Annotated in this window: 13 protein-coding genes; 3 read left to right on the top strand and 10 right to left on the bottom strand. The window is 61.5% G+C overall.

The window, feature by feature from the left end; all coding sequences use genetic code 11:
- Window positions 1-4: 4 nt before the first annotated feature.
- The 6 genes from JMY28_RS06020 to JMY28_RS05995 all read right to left on the bottom strand — a co-directional run bounded on the left by JMY28_RS06020 (window position 5) and on the right by JMY28_RS05995 (window position 8,063).
- Window positions 5-2,206 (bottom strand): thiamine pyrophosphate-dependent enzyme, encoded by a 2,202-nt coding sequence (locus tag JMY28_RS06020; protein WP_201694969.1) that lies wholly within the window; start codon window positions 2,204-2,206, stop codon window positions 5-7.
- A gap of 135 nt (window positions 2,207-2,341) precedes the next feature.
- Window positions 2,342-3,745, bottom strand: coding sequence for an amino acid permease (locus JMY28_RS06015; RefSeq protein WP_201694968.1), 1,404 nt, complete (start codon window positions 3,743-3,745; stop codon window positions 2,342-2,344).
- A 37-nt stretch (window positions 3,746-3,782) separates the two neighbouring features.
- The gene (locus JMY28_RS06010) at window positions 3,783-4,922 is read right to left on the bottom strand and encodes an aminotransferase class V-fold PLP-dependent enzyme (RefSeq protein WP_201694967.1); all 1,140 of its coding nucleotides are present in this window, start codon (window positions 4,920-4,922) and stop codon (window positions 3,783-3,785) included.
- A gap of 35 nt (window positions 4,923-4,957) precedes the next feature.
- Entirely contained in the window at window positions 4,958-6,025 is a 1,068-nt protein-coding gene (locus JMY28_RS06005) for a porin (protein ID WP_201694966.1), read from the bottom strand.
- A gap of 91 nt (window positions 6,026-6,116) precedes the next feature.
- Window positions 6,117-7,277, bottom strand: a complete 1,161-nt coding sequence (locus JMY28_RS06000) for a pyridoxal phosphate-dependent aminotransferase (protein WP_268960620.1) — start codon at window positions 7,275-7,277, stop codon at window positions 6,117-6,119.
- 21 nt (window positions 7,278-7,298) lie between these two features.
- Complete coding sequence (locus tag JMY28_RS05995) at window positions 7,299-8,063, bottom strand: HpcH/HpaI aldolase family protein (RefSeq protein ID WP_201694964.1); 765 nt, start codon at window positions 8,061-8,063, stop codon at window positions 7,299-7,301.
- Between the two features lie 156 nt (window positions 8,064-8,219).
- Between JMY28_RS05995 and JMY28_RS05990 the strand changes: the two genes are divergently transcribed.
- Both JMY28_RS05990 and JMY28_RS05985 read left to right on the top strand, forming a co-directional pair.
- A complete protein-coding gene (locus JMY28_RS05990; RefSeq protein ID WP_201694963.1) occupies window positions 8,220-9,179 on the top strand; it encodes a GntR family transcriptional regulator in 960 nt (319 codons plus the stop codon).
- Between the two features lie 123 nt (window positions 9,180-9,302).
- Entirely contained in the window at window positions 9,303-9,923 is a 621-nt protein-coding gene (locus JMY28_RS05985; RefSeq protein ID WP_201694962.1) for a YitT family protein, read from the top strand.
- Window positions 9,924-10,279: 356 nt separating this feature from the next.
- Here JMY28_RS05985 and JMY28_RS05980 read toward each other — a convergent pair whose 3' ends face one another.
- A complete protein-coding gene (locus tag JMY28_RS05980) occupies window positions 10,280-11,482 on the bottom strand; it encodes an MFS transporter (protein ID WP_201694961.1) in 1,203 nt (400 codons plus the stop codon).
- Window positions 11,483-12,160: 678 nt separating this feature from the next.
- On the opposite strand from JMY28_RS05980, the gene JMY28_RS05975 reads away from it, so the two are divergent.
- Entirely contained in the window at window positions 12,161-13,297 is a 1,137-nt protein-coding gene (locus JMY28_RS05975; protein WP_328809376.1) for a VirK/YbjX family protein, read from the top strand.
- A gap of 118 nt (window positions 13,298-13,415) precedes the next feature.
- Here JMY28_RS05975 and JMY28_RS05970 read toward each other — a convergent pair whose 3' ends face one another.
- From JMY28_RS05970 to JMY28_RS05960, 3 genes are all read right to left on the bottom strand, one after another.
- Window positions 13,416-13,733: a hypothetical protein gene (locus JMY28_RS05970; RefSeq protein ID WP_201694959.1), complete on the bottom strand. Its 318-nt coding sequence runs from the start codon at window positions 13,731-13,733 to the stop codon at window positions 13,416-13,418.
- A 150-nt stretch (window positions 13,734-13,883) separates the two neighbouring features.
- The gene (locus JMY28_RS05965) at window positions 13,884-14,591 is read right to left on the bottom strand and encodes an HD-GYP domain-containing protein (protein WP_201694958.1); all 708 of its coding nucleotides are present in this window, start codon (window positions 14,589-14,591) and stop codon (window positions 13,884-13,886) included.
- Between the two features lie 2 nt (window positions 14,592-14,593).
- On the bottom strand, window positions 14,594-17,179 hold the full coding sequence (locus JMY28_RS05960) for an autotransporter outer membrane beta-barrel domain-containing protein (protein ID WP_201694957.1): 2,586 nt from the start codon (window positions 17,177-17,179) through the stop codon (window positions 14,594-14,596).
- Between the last annotated feature and the right edge of the window lie 48 nt (window positions 17,180-17,227).

Below are 17,227 nucleotides of genomic sequence, written 5' to 3'. Positions count from 1 at the left end.
CTTATCAAAAGGCAAAGCGGGCACGACGCGCGGCGTCGCGTCGCTGCAGCCAGCCGATCAGACCTTCGCGGATACGCTGGCGCAGCCGGTCCATGCGGGTCGGGTTGCTGACGATCTGCGCGCGATAGAACGACGGGCACAGCACGGCTGCATGGGACACTTCCCCACACAGCCCGCAGCCCACGCAGCTATCGAGCACCGTCGCCACAGGATCGGTGCGCAGCGGGTCGGGATTGGGCTTGACCGAAAGCGACGGACAGCCCGAAAGGCGGATACACGAGTGGTCGCCCGTGCAGGTATCGGAGTCGACGCCAAAACGCTCACGCACTACGCGCTCGCCAGCGGCTATTGCTGCGCGCGTCTTCGGCTTTTCACGGCGCTGCTTGTTAAGCATGCACTCGCTTTGCGCGATCAGCACCTTCGGTCCTTTCTCGCCGGTGGTCAACGCTTCTTTCAAGCTCGCCATCATCGACTTCAGATCGTACGTACGACGAATCGTACGGACCCACTTCACCCCGACGCCTCGCACGGCACGTTCGATCTCGTGCCCGGTGCTGCGCGTCGGATTCAGAGCCGTCGACGAGAGAATGTCCTGGCCGCCCGTTGCGGACGTATAGCTGTTGTCGACGATAACGGTCAGATTGTCGCTCTTGTTGAAGACGGAGTTTGCGATTCCGCTCGTCAAACCGTTGTGCCAGAACCCACCGTCGCCCATCACCGAGATCGCTCGCTTGCCCCCTGGCACGTTCAGTGCCGCGGCGCTCGCGCCACCGAGACCGTAGCCCATTGTCGTGCTGCCGAGATTGAACGGCGGCAGGATCGAAAACAGATGGCAGCCGATATCGGCGCTCACATGGCGCGGTCCGAGTTCGCGCTCGACCAGCTTCATCGCCGTGAAGATCGGCCGCTCCGGGCAACCGGTACAGAATCCGGGAGGCCGTGCGTGCACATTGTCGTCGAGCGGGGAAACCTGCTCGGCGGCAGGCAATGGCGCATCCGCAGCAGGCACCGGATCCGCCGGTGCAGCCACAAGCGGAATCACCTTGCGCGTGGCGGGCGCAGCCGGCTCGGGCGCGAGCACGCCATAGCGCTCGAAAAACGTTCGCAGTCCCTTCAACACAGTGGCCGTGTTGTACTCGCCGGCAAGCGGCAACATGTCCTTGCCGTGCAGCATCGCCGTGCAATCCGTCTGGCGAAGAATCGCACCGGCGTTTTGCTCGACGAAGTTCGGCTGCCCTTCTTCGATCACGAGCACGGCGCGCTTGCCTGCGCAAAACCGCTGCCACTCGGAGTCGATGAGCGGATAGGCCACGTTCATGACATAAAGCGGGATCTTCGATTCGCCATAGACGTCTGCGAGATCCAGACGTTCCAGCGCGCGCAGCACCGTGTTGTAGCTGCCGCCCTGCACGGCGATCCCGATGTCGGCGGCGTCGGCAGAGAAAAATTCGTTGAGCTGCCGTTCTTCGATGAACTTCACGGCTGCCGGCCAGCGATGCTTGACCTTCTCCTGCTCATGCAGAAAGCTTGCGGGCGGCAGCACGATGCGGTTGACATCGCGCTCAGGCTTTTCGAGTGCGTCCTTGATCGAGAAAGTCGAGACGCGGTTATCCGACGCGACGAACTGCCCATGCACATGGCACGCGCGAATGCGCAGTTGCAGCATGACGGGCGTGTTGCTCGCCTCGGACAGATCGAAGCCGTCTTTCACCGCCTGAACGATGCATGGCAAGTTCGGGCGCGGGTCGAGCAGCCAGATCTGCGACTTCATCGCAAATGCGTGGCTGCGTTCCTGCATGATCGATGAGCCTTCGCCGTAGTCTTCGCCGACGATGATGAGCGCGCCGCCCTTCACGCCGCCCGATGCGAGATTCGCAAGCGCGTCCGACGCGACATTCGTGCCGACCGTCGCCTTGAACGTCACCGCGCCGCGCAGCGGATAGTTCACCGAAGCAGCCAGCGACGCGGCGGCTGTCGCCTCGCTCGCGCTGTTCTCGAAACGGATACCGTGATCGCTCAGGATATCCTGAGCATCGGCCAGCACGTCCATCAGATGCGAGATCGGCGCGCCCTGATAGCCGGCCACATACGCCACGCCGGACTCCAGCAGCGCCTTGGTCACGGCGAGAATTCCCTCGCCGCTGAAAACGTCGCCGGCCTGAAGGCGCAGCTTCTTCACTTCCTCTACAAATGACCGCTCGGCCATGGTGTTCCTTTTGGGTGATCCGAACCGACACGGTTCTTTGAAGCCATGTCACCGCATGCGCGCTGCGAGGAAGGGCCTGTTGACAGGCCCTTTCCAGTGGGTTGTGCGTGTTGCACAACCCGGCCCTCATGACGCTCAGGCGCTGGCGGTGTTAGCGACCACCGATTGCGCGAGCCGCTTGCGGTAGACGAGGTACACGACGGAAACCACGATCAGCCAGGGCACGCCGACGATCCAGGAGATGTTCCAGAATTCGGTATCCAGACCCATCGTGATCAGAATCGCACTCAGCAATGCAATACCGGTGATCTGGGCGATCGGGAACAGCGGCATGCGCACCGGCAGCTTGCGACCACGCCATGCACGACGGAAGCGCAGATGCGTAACCAGGATCACGATCCACACGAAGATGCCGCCGAACAAGGCAATACCGAACAGATAGTTGTACGCGAGCGGGCTGAAGAAAGACACCGCTGCCGCTGCCAGAATGCCGGCGCCCGAGATGAGCGTGGCGACGAGCGGCGTGCCGTTCGCAGTCAGCGAGCCGAGCCAACGCGGTGCGTAGCCGCCGCGCGCAAGCGAGAACAACGTGCGTGAGGACAGGTAGATGTTGGTGTTCATGCTCGAGAGCGCCGCCGTGATCACCACGAAGTTCATCAGCCCTGCCGCGTGCGCAATCCCTGCATGCGCGAAGAGCTTCACGAACGGGCTTTGCTGCACCACCTTCGCACCGGCTTCGGTCCACGGAAGGTACGCGACCATGATGCCGAGCGCGAGGATGTAGAAGAGCGTGAGGCGCAGCACCATCGAGCGCAGGGCATGCGGAATGGCGCGCGACGGATCTTGCGCTTCGCCCGAGGTCACGGCCACGATCTCCACGCCGTAGAACGAGAAGATCGCCATCAGCACGCCCATCCACACGCCGCTGAAGCCATGCGGCATGAAGCCACCCGGCAAGCCGGTCAGGTTGTGCAGGCCAACTGCGGGCGTTCCCGTTCCGATACCAAACACGTGCGCGAGCCCGACCACGATGAAGCCGAGAATCGCCACCACCTTGATCAACGCAAACCAGTACTCGAACGAGCCGAAGTTGGTCACCGACCGGCAGTTGATATAGACCAGCGCGATGCCGAACGCTATGGACCACATCCACACGGGGATGCCCGGGAACCAGAGGCCCATATAGACGCCAACGGCGATCGCTTCGCCGCCGACAGCGACCACTTCGATGATCCAGTACGTGTAGCGCACGACGAAGCCAACCCCGCGGCTCAGGTACATCTCCGCGTACGTGCCGAACGAACCGGCGGTCGGGTGCGCCACGGCCATCTCCGCCAGGCTGAACACCATGATCACGGCGATCAGCGCGGCGATCGCGTAGCTGATGAGCACCCCAGGACCCGCGTAACCGATCGCGATGCCGCTGCCCATGAACAGGCCCGTGCCAATTGCGCCCCCGATGCCGATCATCGTGATCTGCCGCTGCGTCAAGGCTTTGTGCAAGCCCTTTTCGCGCGCGGTAATGTTTGTCTCTTCCATGTCGTTATTTCCTTGATATTTGCATTTCGCAAGCGGATCAGACTTCTGGGAGCAACGTCGCCAAAGTATCGAGCACGCCACGCGTGGTCAGCATGCCCGGTGACATGCGCACGGTACTGCCTCGCGTATCGACCAGGACCCCGTGCTTCGCCAGGACGCCCTCCAGCTCCTGCGGATCGACGTGAGCGGGCAGATCCGCCATCACGCTGCCACCGCGCTGTGCGTCGTCGCGCGGCGAGCGCACGCGGTATCCCTTTGCGTCGGCGAGCGCAATCAGCCCGCGCGACAGCGCAAGGTTGTGTTCACGCATACCGACCGCCGCAGGCGAGAGTCGCCACGCGAGTCCAGGGCTCGACGCGACGAACGGCAAGAACGATGGCGTGCCGCCGTCGAAGCGCCGCGCGTCAGGAGCCAGTGAGAAGCGCGTGAGATCCCAATTGAAGGGATCGGGCTGGCTGAACCAGCCTTGCACGAGCGGCTTCATATCGCTGTCGATGAGCTTCGGGTCGAGATACGCGAGCCCGGTGCCCGGCGCGCCGCACAGCCATTTGAGCGTCGTGGTGGCGACAAAATCTACGGCTGGCTGCGTGACGTCGAAATCGAGAATGCCCGCGCCCTGCGTGATATCGACCGCAATCAGGCTGCCCTGCGCGCGGCCGTGGGCAGCGAGCCGCGCAACATCCGCGCGCTTCGAAGAGGTCGACGTAACCCAGGTGATGATCGCGAGCGCCACGTCTTCCTGCCAATGGGCGATGAATTCGTCGTCGGTCACGTAGGCGGCGCCCGGCGCGAGCGGGACCGTATCGAGCGTGAAGCCGAGCACGGGCTCGAGTCCGCGCAGCATGTAGTGCAGGCTCGGGAAGCAGTCCCCGGCGATCAGCACGCGACGGCCAGCCAGACGTCCGCGACCGAGCGCGCCGACAAAGCGCGCGAACGCGTCAGTGACGTTCTCCGAAGCAAAAACGGCGTGTTGCGGAGCGTTGACCAGCGTGGCCCATTGATCGAGCACCTGACGGCGAGCTTCGAGACCGTAGTCCCATCGTTTGAGGTCGGGGCGGCACCAGCTGGACGCAAAGGCGTCGAGCGCAGCGCGAACCGCGTCCTCCTGCCCCGGAAACATGCCGACCGAGTGGTAAAGCAGCCACCCTGAGCGATCGGAATCGGCGGGATGAGTCATGTATGGGTTCCTTTCAGTGTGACTAGAGATTCGCGTCAGAACATGTGGCGGATGCCAACCGCTACACCAGTCTGGTTGTTCTTGCCCGGCAGTTCGGTATATGCGCCGCCCGAGACGTGGTTGTAGTCGACGGTTCCGTAGACCTGCGTGGCCTTCGACAGCGAATACTCGGCCAGCAGCACGCCGGTATACCGCTCGCCGTTGTTGCCGGCGAAACCGTTGAGGTTATGCATGTCGTCGTAGTAGAACGCGCCCGTGAGCGCCAGCGCTGGCGTGGCCTGATAAGTTGCGCCCGTATAGAGCGTCATGTCGCGACGCTGGTTGGCAGAGAACGAGCCGGTGGCAACGGTGCGGCTCGGATCGTTGAGCGATTCATCGACGAATCCCGTGCCGTCCTGGCCGCCCATGTACCCGGCGAACAACGTGGCCGGGCCGGCGGCATACTTCGCGCCGAGACCCCACATGCGCTGGATGTTGTTGCTGAGATCGCGCGTTTCCTGATACGTGCCGCCGAAGCTCGCCGGACCGAGGTCGTATGAGGCGCGCACGCTCCAGGACGAGTTCTTGCTGAGGCTGCCCGGTTGCTGACCGAACCCGTAGGTCGCGCCAAGATGCAGCCCGCCGAACTGACCCGCGTAGGTCGCGGCGCTGTCGATCCGGCCGACCGTCATGAAGAAGGGCCACGAGTTCGCCGTGTAATTGCCGACGGTCAGCGGATCGAAGTCACCGAAGAAGTTGAACGCCTCCGTTCCCTGCCGGCCAAGGGTGAAGGTGCCAAGTTTGCTCGACAGGCCCACGTAGGCGTAGCGGCCGAACAGCCGTCCGCTGTTGAGTTCGCCGGTTTGCGGATCGAAACCGCTTTCGAGACGGAACACCGCCTTCATTCCACCACCCAGGTCCTCCTCTCCCTTCAAACCCCAGCGGCTATTGGTAATCGCGCCGTTGGTCAACTGCACCTGGTTGTCGTTCGCCGCATTCGAATTGTTCGTGAACCGAATGCTCTGGTCGACGATGCCGTACAGCGTAACGGAGCTTTGCGCGAAGGCCGTGCCCGTCAATCCGATCCCCAGAGTGGCTATCGCGGCGTGGAGTTTGCGTTGCATGATTAGAGCTTTCTCTCTTCTTTGGGTGGGAAACTGCCCGGCGGCGATCGCCGAACGTGAATGCGGCAAAATTCCGGTTGCGCGGGCTGGTCTAGTGCCTGTTGCGCAACAGCGGATCAAGTCGGTCCAGGGCTTCGATCAGGCTGGCGTCGCTGCGCGCGTAGCACAGCCGGATCTGGTGCGCCGACTCCCTGCCGAATGCGATGCCCGGCGCAAGCCCTACGCCGGCTTCGTGCACCGCGCGCCGACAAAACTCGAGCGTGTCGGTGACTCCGTCGATACTGAACATGAGATAGAACGAAGCGCTGGCCGGCACCACGTGCAGCCCTTCGAAAGTGTGCAGACGATCGAGTGCGATCTGCCTTCCGCCGCGGCAGCGCGACACGAACGCTTCGACGACGGCCTCGCCCTCGTTGAGGGCCGCTGCCGCCCCCGCCTGCAGGAACGCCTGACCTCCGCTCGTGTTGAACTGAATTAGTTTCTCGAATGTGTCGAGCATCGAGCGCGGGTACACGAGCCAGCCCATGCGCCAGCCGGTCATGAGCCACGCTTTGGAAAAGCTGTTGATCACGAAAACCGGGTCATCCGGAGACGCGATTTCCAGCAGCGAAGGCGCATACGGGCGGTCATAGACGATGCGCTGGTACACCTCGTCGGCCAGGATCGCGATTCCTCGCGAACGCGTGAATTCGAGCAACTGCCGCTGCTGGTCGCGTTCCATCATCCAGCCCGTCGGGTTGCCCGGCGACGCGTAGTAGATTGCCTTCGTGCGAGCGTCGCAAGCGTCGATCAGCCGCTGCAGGTCGAGATGCCATCCATCATCGCTGTAGTCGAGCGGCACGCTACGAACGTCGCCACCGGCGATCGTCACGGCGCGCAGAATATTGGGCCACGACGGCGTCACGCACACCACGTTGTCGCCCGGCTCAATGATCGCTTGCGCGACAAGCATGACTGCATTCATGCCGCCGCAAGTGGCGGCGATTCGCTCGTCTTCGACGTCTATTGCGCACAACCGGGTGTAGTACGCGCGAATCGCATCTCGCAGTTCAGAAATGCCGCGATTGGCCGAGTAAAAAGTCTTTCCGGCTGCCAGCGCGCGACTTGCCGCGTCACAAAACGCCTGCGGCGTCGGCAGATCACTCTCGCCCGCCCACAGACCTATGACGTCATTCCGGCCGATTCCTAGACGCCAGACGTCGATAATGGGCGAATCAGGCATCGCCAAGATCGTTGGGCTCGTGATATTCATCGTCATCCCTTTGGAGTCCGATCAAAATGAATGGCTTCGGTCGTCCGACGAGCGGCACGCTTCTTCTCGTGCCGCGAGGAAACCTAGCTTTACCAGGTCAATGTCGTTGGCGCAGACGACCATCGGGTATCCGCTCTCGACAGCCTGACTTGCTGCACGTGCGTTGCCGGTGAAGATGCCGCACGGCAAACGGTTTGCCGCGGCGGCACGCAGCACGCGCTCGCAGTCGCGGTTGATGACCTGGCTATCGTGGGTGCCGCGCGAAAGAGCAAGATCGCCCGTGCCGATGAACAGATAATCGACGCCCTCAATGGCCGCGATGGCTTCGACGTTTTCGACTCCCTCGGCCGTTTCGATCATCAGTCCGATTGCCACGTCGCGATCGGCGGCCCGCATCGCTTCGAGACCCGCCAGCAATGGCCGCACGCCGCCGGCAGAGCGCTTTCCCATTGGCGGGTAACGTCCCGCGAGTACGGCCCTGCGCGCGTCGTCCGTGGTTTCGACGAGCGGCACCAGTACGGAAGCGGCGCCTGCGTCCAGCGCCTGTGCGATGGCGCCGTGCGAATTCTCCGCGCAGCGGGCAATCACCGGGATCTGCGCACCAACCGCGCCAATTGCCGATTCAAGCGTGCCGCGCTCCCACAAGCCGTGCTGGAGATCGAGAACGAGTGCGCCAGGCTTCGCATGAGCGGCAAACTCCACCATCGGTACGCTTCCCAGCGCCAGCCAGATCAAATGAACTGGCGCGTCACAGGCCAGGAGCGGTTTCAGCGAGCGAAAGAGCATGGATTTGCGCCTCGCTCAAGGTTATCCGTCAAGCCGTAATTGTTCAGACAATTCATAAACTGAATTCAGTTTTGTGGTTGAGAAGAACATTACTGTGGATATATTTTGATGTCAACGAACTGTGCTCCGGGACTGGCACCAACTCGCGGCAGAGCCTTGATCCATAACGAACTCGGGGTTTTACCGGGATGGGTTTTCACTGATACCACGCGCCCGTTTTCAGGCCAAAACGGGCGAAATCTGCTCACAACAAGTTGCCTCAACAACAATAATGGGGTGGGCTTACCGCAAGCGTTTCGGGACCACATCGCAACGCTGTTTGACGTCGGCCTCTCCGGCTTCTCGGCTGCCTTGACAATCCAGACTGGAGCGGACGAGAATAAAGAACGAATTCTGAATCCAGTTTATAAAGCGGCCATCATGACGACGCTGGTTGAAAAGATTGCGAAAGCGCCCACTAGAACTGCGCTCAAACAGACGACGCTGACTGAGACGATCTACCAGGAGGTCCGCGCGCGGCTGCAGCGCGGAGATATTGGGACGAACGAGCGCATTCTCGACTATGAAATCGCCGACGACTTCGGCTGCACGCGCATGCCTGTTCGCCAGGCGCTTGTCCGACTGGTCAACGAGGGATACCTGGTCGGCACAACGCGTGGCTTTGTCATGCCCAGACTCACGAACGACGACATTCATGAGATTTTTGAAGTCCGCAGACTGCTCGAACCGAGCGCAGCTGCTGGCGCAACGGCGGCGCTAACGGACGAACAGCACGGCGCGCTGAAGCGTGCTTACCAGAAAGCCGTGCGAGCCTGCGAAAAGCAGGACCGCGCTGCGATGATCACTGCCAACGTGGAGTTTCGCGATGTTTGGCTCTCAGCCGTGCAGAACAGTCGGTTGCAGGACACGATCAGACGTTTTGCGGACCACGCGCAACAAGTCAGATCGCTCACGCTAACCGACGCGTCCACCCAGAAGATCGCATTGGGCGGAATGCATGACTTGCTGGAAAGCTTCCTCGAGCGCGATGCGAAGCGCGCAAGAACCGTCATGCTCGAATTCATTCTCAACGCTGAACAGCGCTATTTCGTCCTGATAGACGGCCAGGATCAGTGATCGAAATAAGGCGCGCACGCGCTTTATCCGGCCACATTCCCACTGCGATGCGGGCCGCCTGTGCGCGCGGCCTCTAGATGACAGGATAACTAAATATGGAACGCCCATTGGCGAACCCGAGCGATGAATAAGCCGATCCTGGAGCAAGGAACCTGGTGGCGAACGGGATTCGAGACAGCCGTGGTGATACTCGGATCGGCCGTTATCGCCCTTAACTATTACGTGCTGCTACAGCCGAACCAGATTTTGCCTCCCGGTCTGGGCGGACTGTTGGCATTCGCATCGCGTCAATTTGCCCTGCCATTCGATATCGTCTATTTCGCGGTCAATATCCCTCTGTTCCTCGTTGGATTCCGCGTAGTCGGGTTACGTTTCCTGATGCTGAGCCTCGCAGGCACCTTGGCCATATCGGTTTTTCTCAAGCTGTTCAGCGCGATGCCGGGCATTCACGGGCTCGTGCTCGGAACCCTGGTCGGAGGCTTGTTGAACGGGGCCGCCATCGCCGTCATTCTGATGTGCCGGGGATCCACGGGCGGAATGGATATCGTCTGTGTGGTGCTGTCTCGCAGGTACCCGCGCTTTAGCTTTGGCCAGCTTTCATTTCTCTTGAACACACTCGTGGTCCTGGTTTCGGGGGCGTTCCTCGGCTGGGCAAGTATGCTTGCCACGCTGATCGCGATCTTCCTCGCAGGCAAGGGAGTCGACTGGGTGATGGCTATGAGAAGGCCGCTGGCAGCCCGGTGAGTAACAACGAAAAGGGAACCTGATGAGAAAACGGCGACCACGCGTGTTCAGCTTCGATTCCACGAGTGCTTCGCCTGCAAGCGCTTCTTGCAGCGCCTGAAGGCTCACTGGCAGATATGCCATTCATGCCCGCGCTAGTTTGATTGTGCACGACCCCACGCTCGCCGCTCGACCGGTTGAATCCACAGTCGACTTGAGCCGACTGCTTCAGGCACGAATCGACCCAACTACTGCCCAATCGGGTGCCGTTTCAATGCTGTTCTGAATGATGGATGAGTGCAGCTACAAATGGCTGCATGGCAGATCACCTCGATACCGGCGTCCTGTCGACCGAACGCACCCCGCGCTAACGATCGTTACCGTGGCGAAACGGACTTACCAAAGATCCAGATCGTGGCAGGCATCGTAAGAACGGCTGCCCCTCCCAGCAGCGTGGCCACCGTAATACCTCCCGAACTCACGGCGAGGCCGCCGAGGAACGCTCCACTCGCGAGAGCCAACTGAAAAGTCGAAACGAATAGCGCACTACCGCCTTCCTGGAGTGCGGGCGCAGCCATGAACATCAACGTTTGCAGAGAGACCGGCACCGCGCCAAATCCGAACCCCCAGATAATGACCAGTGCTATGGCGATAAGCGGGCGGGAGCCGACCAGCGAAAGAAGAAGAATCGTCGCTGCCACCAACAGTCCCGCGCCCGTTAGAACCCTGCGTACGTCGCGCTGAACCAGTTCTCCAGCAATGGTATTTCCAGCCAAACCGGCCAGGCCGTAGGCCAGAAACACAGCGGAAACCACTCCCGGCGAGACCGCTGCCCGCTGTTCGAGGAAAGACGCGAGATACGTATAAGCCATGAAATGACCGCCTATCACCAACGCGACGGCGACGAGCGCTACCCTCGCTCGCGGGATGCGGGCAACCGCAGGCAATTGCCGCAGACCGACGGCGTCCGTTGCGGCCAATCTCGGCAGCAGACAGAGTTGTGCCGCGAGCGCTATGCCGCCGAGGGTAGCCGCTCCCGAGAACGCGATGCGCCAACCACACAGTTCCCCGAGCAACGTCCCCGCGGGTAATCCGATTACCGTGCCCGCGGAAATACCGGAGAACACCAGCGCCGTTGCGCGGCCGGCGGATTCCGGCGGCACCAGTCGCCTCGCCACTGCTGCGCCGATGGCCCAGAAGCCGCCAATGGCGATCCCAAGCAAAACACGTCCGGCCAGCAACGTAGAAAGACGGGCGGCCGAGGCGACAATCAGATTGGAGAAGATCAACATCGTGGTGGTCAGCCAAAGCAACCCACGCCGATCAAGACGCCGTGAGGCGACGATCAAAGCAGGGGCGGCGAACGCTGCCACCAATCCCGGAATGGTGATCGTGAGACCCACATTGCCTTCGACCGCACGCACGCCGGCCGCGATCTTCGGTAGAAGCCCGATTGGCATTAGCTCGCTCGTGACGAGAGCGAATGTACCGAACGAAACGGCGGCGACTGAAAGCCACCCGCGCGTCGAAGCGTTACATAGGGTTGTGTCACCGCCGCTGCTGACCTTGGAGGCTTCCATGTCTGTATCCTTTTTGGTTACGTGTGGAGGCCATGATCAGATTTATCGACGGTCAGTGCGTCCCGTTTCTTGCTTTTCATTTGCGGATACCGCTGCTGCGCGTCGTATGTAATTGCCGCCGCCTGACGGCGTCCGGGCTTGTTCATCCTCCTGGCGAATCGCCGTTCATCAACGGACGCTCGGCATGTGACAGCAAAGGACTGTGCCTAAAGGTGAATCCTGACGAGCTTGATTGACTGCTCTGCTGCCTCTCGACTCCGCCAGAAACTGGACCGGCGGCAGCGTTGCGTTCGGCGCCCAGGAGCGCGGCAGAAAAGGCTGGTAGCCGATCACCAATCCGTCCCTCCATGACGCGGCGCGTTCCTCGGTGAGACGTTTACTATCTTCGTCAGATACTAGGCGTTCGATGAAATATCCAGTAATATCGCGTAACGTTTAGAAAACTTTTGTAACCAAACAAAGCCGGTCGAATCCTCGGAAGAACGCTCGCGTTCGCTGACCGAAGGACGGGCGATGACATCCAGCCGAAGCGCTTGTCGAAACTCGGCAGCTAAGGCGACCTTATTGATAAGGAATGCTATTCAATCGATAGTCCGATCCACAGATACAGCGTCGACATTCGGGTGCGCCCTGGTCGCGAATTGAAGCGCCGGCACTCCACACGACGTACTGCGCGCGGTGGCGTCGGGCACTTCTTCAGACGCATCAGGGATTTTCCTGGAGTTAGCCCTTGCAACAAGTTCGCCGGCGGAGACTTCCATATTTTCCGCAGCTGCCTCCGTATTTGGGGCATTCATAAAAACGAAAAATCGGTCATGGTTAATAGTGTCGATCGCTGATATTTTCCACCTGCTGTCCAGGTCTATCCCAGAGCGGACTCCTCATGCCCTCTTCCGGCAGGTCCGCGTACTCATGTACGCACTGCTCTATCCACGTGCGGCCCGCATCTGGTTGCGGGCACTGGTGACGAACTCCCTCCTTGCGGATATTGCTGCCCGTAACAGGCGATTTCTCGAGCGTCCCTTTCATTGCTTTGCACAGTCCGATATGCGCGCTTTCTCGCGGGCGAAACTCCTATGCGGACATTTCCGAGTCGTCCGGGAACTGTTTGGTGAAGACCTGGTTCGCAGGCTCTACCTGAATTCGGAACACGTAACTTTGGCGTCGAGTGGAAGGTTTGCGCTCGTCGTGAGCGAGCCGGTCCGCTGCTGGCGCGAAGGGTTGCTTACCGTCGCCTGGCGCGACACATTCGAGCAGGTCGATCTTGCGTGGGCGACTATCAGTTTCGAAAAGCACGCCGGTTCAGGCAAACGGGGGGCGTTGATCGGCGGCCTGCAAGGGCCAGCCGGGGCGGATCGGGAGCGTGTGCGCGACGCTACGCGCGCATGCCATGGGTTGAGACCGAAGGCCGCTGTCATGGAAGCCGTTGGCGAACTCTGCACGATGGCAGCGGTAGACACGCTCACCGGTGTGACGAAGGAGACGCACGTTTCCGCCGCAACCGCCGTTCAGTTTAGTGCGGACTATAACGGCTTCTGGCGTGAATCAGGTGGCGTTGAGGTCGATGGGCGGTTCGTGTTGCCGCTTCGTCCACATCATCGCGACATCAGCGAGGTGCCCTCAAACCGGCGTGCTGAATTTCGCAGGCGGCAGACGCTGATAACCGAATTGCTCGCGCAGATCGCTACTGCACTGGACGCGCGACTGACTGAAGATATGAAGCGGACTGATTCGAGTCGCTCGAAGGCCGACAACCATCTGCCGGAACCTGCTGTTGTTCCGGTAACCAACTATCTGGACCCGGAGCCGGCCTGACCGCCCCGTCATGGTGACATGAGCAGTTTGAGGCACTGGTATGGCTGGTGAACGGGCCTTGTTATCCGCCTTCCGCTACAGCGTGGGTATGTTGGAGGCACACTCGACGCAGAGGGCATCAGGCAGGTTTGCTGTCTATGCGACTGTCCAAGATGTTGGCCGCGAACGGCGGGTCCCTTTTGCCGCTAAGCGACGAACTGAACGTCCTTGATCGTGTCGCCTGTTGGCTCAGCTGACGTAGCCGCTGGCAAGACTCCCGCTCGGCCTGCAACCTCGCCACCAGCGCATCGTCTCTGATCTTGCGCTGGAGCGCGGCGACCAGCCAGGTCGAAACGGGAAACGTCGCCATCACAACGATGCGCAACACAAACACCCAGAGCCGCTTCAGGACATCTGCCAACGCGGCTCCGATCGGTTCGCAGCTTCTTGCGGTCATGTAAGTGGAGCGTGGCGAGCAGCAGTTATGGCCGAGTACGGGCCAACGATTTCATCCCGCGACCGTCCGCTTTACTCTGCGGATTCAACCTGCCGGATGCCCTTCGCCAAGCGCCTCTGCACACACGGGTAGCAGAATTAACATACGTCATCATTGGCCACGGACCACCCTTGGGAAATGCCACCATGCCGAATTCGTGAGTTCTACCTCGTGTTCAATCGAAAGGAAGATCTCCACTAGTGAAGGTTCAAATGCAGTCCCTGCTTCGGCTTCAATGATCCCGCAGGCGTGGCTGTGGCTGCCGGCAGATTTGTACGGCCTGGGGCTGACGATAACGTCGTAGCAGTCCACTATCGCCATCATGCGTGCCGCCAACGGAATCGATTGGCCGACCAGCGCATGGGCGTATCCGAGGCCGTCCCATCGTTCGTGATGGAGCGCGGCCACTTCAACTGCACACCGCAATGCAGGTTCAGGTACACGCATGGCCCGTAAGGCTCGACGCGCCAGCACACGGCCCCAGGTGACATGGGACTGAACGATGGTTCGCTCGTCTGGGGTCAATGGGCGGGGTGCAAGTAGCAGTTCGGCAGGGACGCATAATTTTCCGATGTCATGGTAGACGGCCGCAAAGACGAGGTTGTTCACTTCGATGGGCAAGCCGGTACAGTCGCGTACGGCTTTCGCAAAGGCACGCATGTAAAGACCGCATCGGAGTCCGTGCTCGAACATTTCAATCGCGGCTGCGCGCCGCCGGACAGGCAGCTCGTTCAGGCAAGCCGCCCGTCTGTTTGCAATGTCGAGCACTGCAGTCCGCAGAGCCTCATGCGCGGATCTGAGTTCGCTGACGGTTTCCATGATCAGAACCGGTAGAGGAAGCGGGCCTTGACGCCATGGCTTTGGTTGCCCCCGCCGATCTGTCCGCTATACCCGACGCCGACCTTGGCATTCTTCCCGATGATTGCGTCGATGTTCGCCTCGACGACGGCTGCGTTGCGGGCGATCGGGACGCCCGTGACGATGTACGGCGCGCCGCCCGCGAACACCATCGTTTGCGCGGGTACGAGCGTCCCGTACGCATGACGCCAGCCGAGCGTGCCCGTGGTGGTCAACATGCTCGGGCCGATCGCGAAGTCCGATGCGCCGCGCAGGCCTAGCGTCGAGAACGCGGTGTTGCTGCTGCTGGACTGACCAGACAGCGCCGCGGCGCCTCCGCTTTCACGGAACGCATCGGTGTGCAGGTTCACGAGCGCCACGTTGGCAAATGGCTCGATCACGACGGGCCCGGCGCCGAGCTTGTAGCTGACATCGCCAAAGACCTGCGCGGTAGCACCGCCGTAATGGCCACGGAGCGCGTCGGCATAACCTGGCAGGACGACGGACCGGTCCATTGCAAGTTGATGCCACGTATAAGCCGCGCCGCCGCGAATGCCGAGCTTGCCCAGGTCCGTTCCTGCATAGATGCCGACATGGTAGTTGTCGCTGTTCGCGCCGGATGCGCGGGTCTTCAGATCGAGCGTCGAGTGGCTGTAACCGCCCATGACGCCGATCGTGACGGCGTCGCGGATCGTGCCGTCGGCACCGATGAATACGCCGCTCCCCGATGTGTCCGCCGCCGCGGCGCCGTTGCCGCCGCTCATGCTGCCCCAGTCGCCAAACGCTTGTGTCCAGACCTCGACAGGCGTGGCGGCGGCAGGTGTCGCCTTACCGGAACGGGCTGCCGTGTCGCGCAAACGCTGGTTCATCGCGTCGCGCACGAAGCGGCTGTCTTCGATCATCGCGGTTCTAGCCGTTGCGTAGGCCTCGCCGGAAAGCTGGTCGAACGCCTGTGCGGCGCTCGCCGCGCTGGTGGCGCGAGCCACCGATTCATACGCGGCGTTGTCGAATGTCAGCGTGTCGAGCGCCTGCGCGGTCGCCGCCTGGTTGGCCGTCTGCGCGGCAACCGCGTATGAGGTGCCGTTGCGGTCGATGATCAGGTTCACGTCGTTCAATCCATAGCTCAGGCGCGGTGCGAGGAACAGATAGTCGGGGCGATCCCACGTTACCTGCGACGCGTCGAACATCGTGCCGCCGAATCCGCCGGAGGCCGTCACGATCAGATAGGGGTGGCCGAGCTTGTAGGCATCGGATGCGCTGACGCGCACGCCGCCTGCCAGTGTCGCCACGCCGCCGACAGCCACGCGGTCGGACGCGCCCGCCGCCGTGACTTCGACGCCATACATCGAACTCGGCGACAGCGTCAAATTGCGACCTACGCCGATCACGCCGATTGAATTGCCGGGGCTCAGATTGCCGCTGCTGACAAGATCGCCGGCGATGCGCCAGTTGCCGCCCATGTCAGAATGCGCGTCCGCGCTGACATTGCCGCCGACCTTGATCGGGTTGGCGACCGAACCGCCCGTCGTGGTCGACTGCACGAGCGATACGTCTGCGCCAATCTGCGTCGTGTGGGACGGATCGGCGCTAAAGCCCAGCACGGCGTTCGATCCGCCGACCGATTGTCCGATCGTCGTGTCGCCCTGGAAGGCAACGACGGCGGGATTTTCGGCCGTGCCTTTCGCGGACAGCGAGCCACCAATCTGCGCGCCCGCCGCCACCAGCGTGGGTGTACGCGGCGTGCTGGCGCTGGACACCGCAACCACGTTGCCGCCCGTGCTGCCGATCGTCTGGCCGCTCTGGATCAGCTCACCTGAGGCGAGATCCGCCCAGTAGGTCTGAAACGAAGTCACACCGTTGTTGCGTCCCTGCAGATACATCTTCCAGAACTGCTGCGGCAGGCTGCCGTCATCGCCGGAGGGGTTGGCCCACGTATAGACCAGCGAGCCGTTGAGGTAATACTCGATCTTGCCCTCACCGGGAAGCAGCCGCATGTCGATTGCATTCCATGACCCGTAGTGGATCAGCCCGGCCGTATCGGGCAGATCGACCCAGCCGCTGTCGGGATTGACCGTGGTGTCCCATACCTCGAGTCGTCCGACGCCATCCTTGTTGGTGAAGCTCATGATCGGCATGGACGTTTTGCTATCCACGTATTTGCCGCTGGCCACAGTATCCGAAGGCATGGCGGCACCCCACATGCCCGTGCGGACATAGTCTGTACTGCTGCCCGTTTGCCACGCCGGATTGACCCACAGGTCGCCACCGATGAAGCTGTTGCCGGCGGCCGCGTGCGTACTCGTGTTATAGCCTTGCCAGTTGTAGAACGAATGCACTGACGCGGGCGGGTCGATGCCGAACGTGAGCACGTTGCCGCGGCCCTCGTATTGACCGATATTGATCAGGTTTCCATACGGTGCCTGTCTATCGGATGACCAGTCGGTCACATTCGTGCTGATGGGGTGCGCGATATAACTCGCATCTGTTTGCGCAAGCGCCTGCAAAGTGACGGCGCCAAGACTGGCCAGGATGCAGAAGGTGAGTGGGCGAAGGTTGAAGCGGGCGGTCATGATGCACTCCTGAGCTCAATTGACTGGGCCGCAAGGGCCGGCGAGTTC

It is taken from the genome of Paraburkholderia hiiakae, assembly GCF_904848665.1.
GTDB classification, from domain to species: domain Bacteria; phylum Pseudomonadota; class Gammaproteobacteria; order Burkholderiales; family Burkholderiaceae; genus Paraburkholderia; species Paraburkholderia hiiakae.
The sequence above is the reverse complement of the archived record's forward strand: the minus strand, read 5'-3'. Positions and strand labels throughout refer to the sequence as shown.

Excerpts from the sequence above, each read along its gene's own strand:
- JMY28_RS06020 (WP_201694969.1), bottom strand. The coding sequence starts at position 2,206 with ATGGCCGAGCGGTCATTTGTAGAGGAAGTGAAGAAGCTGCGCCTTCAG.
- JMY28_RS06015 (WP_201694968.1), bottom strand. The coding sequence starts at position 3,745 with ATGGAAGAGACAAACATTACCGCGCGCGAAAAGGGCTTGCACAAAGCC.
- JMY28_RS06010 (WP_201694967.1), bottom strand. The coding sequence starts at position 4,922 with ATGACTCATCCCGCCGATTCCGATCGCTCAGGGTGGCTGCTTTACCAC.
- JMY28_RS06005 (WP_201694966.1), bottom strand. The coding sequence starts at position 6,025 with ATGCAACGCAAACTCCACGCCGCGATAGCCACTCTGGGGATCGGATTG.
- JMY28_RS06000 (WP_268960620.1), bottom strand. The coding sequence starts at position 7,277 with ATGAATATCACGAGCCCAACGATCTTGGCGATGCCTGATTCGCCCATT.
- JMY28_RS05995 (WP_201694964.1), bottom strand. The coding sequence starts at position 8,063 with ATGCTCTTTCGCTCGCTGAAACCGCTCCTGGCCTGTGACGCGCCAGTT.
- JMY28_RS05985 (WP_201694962.1), top strand. The coding sequence starts at position 9,303 with ATGAATAAGCCGATCCTGGAGCAAGGAACCTGGTGGCGAACGGGATTC.
- JMY28_RS05980 (WP_201694961.1), bottom strand. The coding sequence starts at position 11,482 with ATGGAAGCCTCCAAGGTCAGCAGCGGCGGTGACACAACCCTATGTAAC.
- JMY28_RS05970 (WP_201694959.1), bottom strand. The coding sequence starts at position 13,733 with ATGACCGCAAGAAGCTGCGAACCGATCGGAGCCGCGTTGGCAGATGTC.
- JMY28_RS05965 (WP_201694958.1), bottom strand. The coding sequence starts at position 14,591 with ATGGAAACCGTCAGCGAACTCAGATCCGCGCATGAGGCTCTGCGGACT.
- JMY28_RS05960 (WP_201694957.1), bottom strand. The coding sequence starts at position 17,179 with ATGACCGCCCGCTTCAACCTTCGCCCACTCACCTTCTGCATCCTGGCC.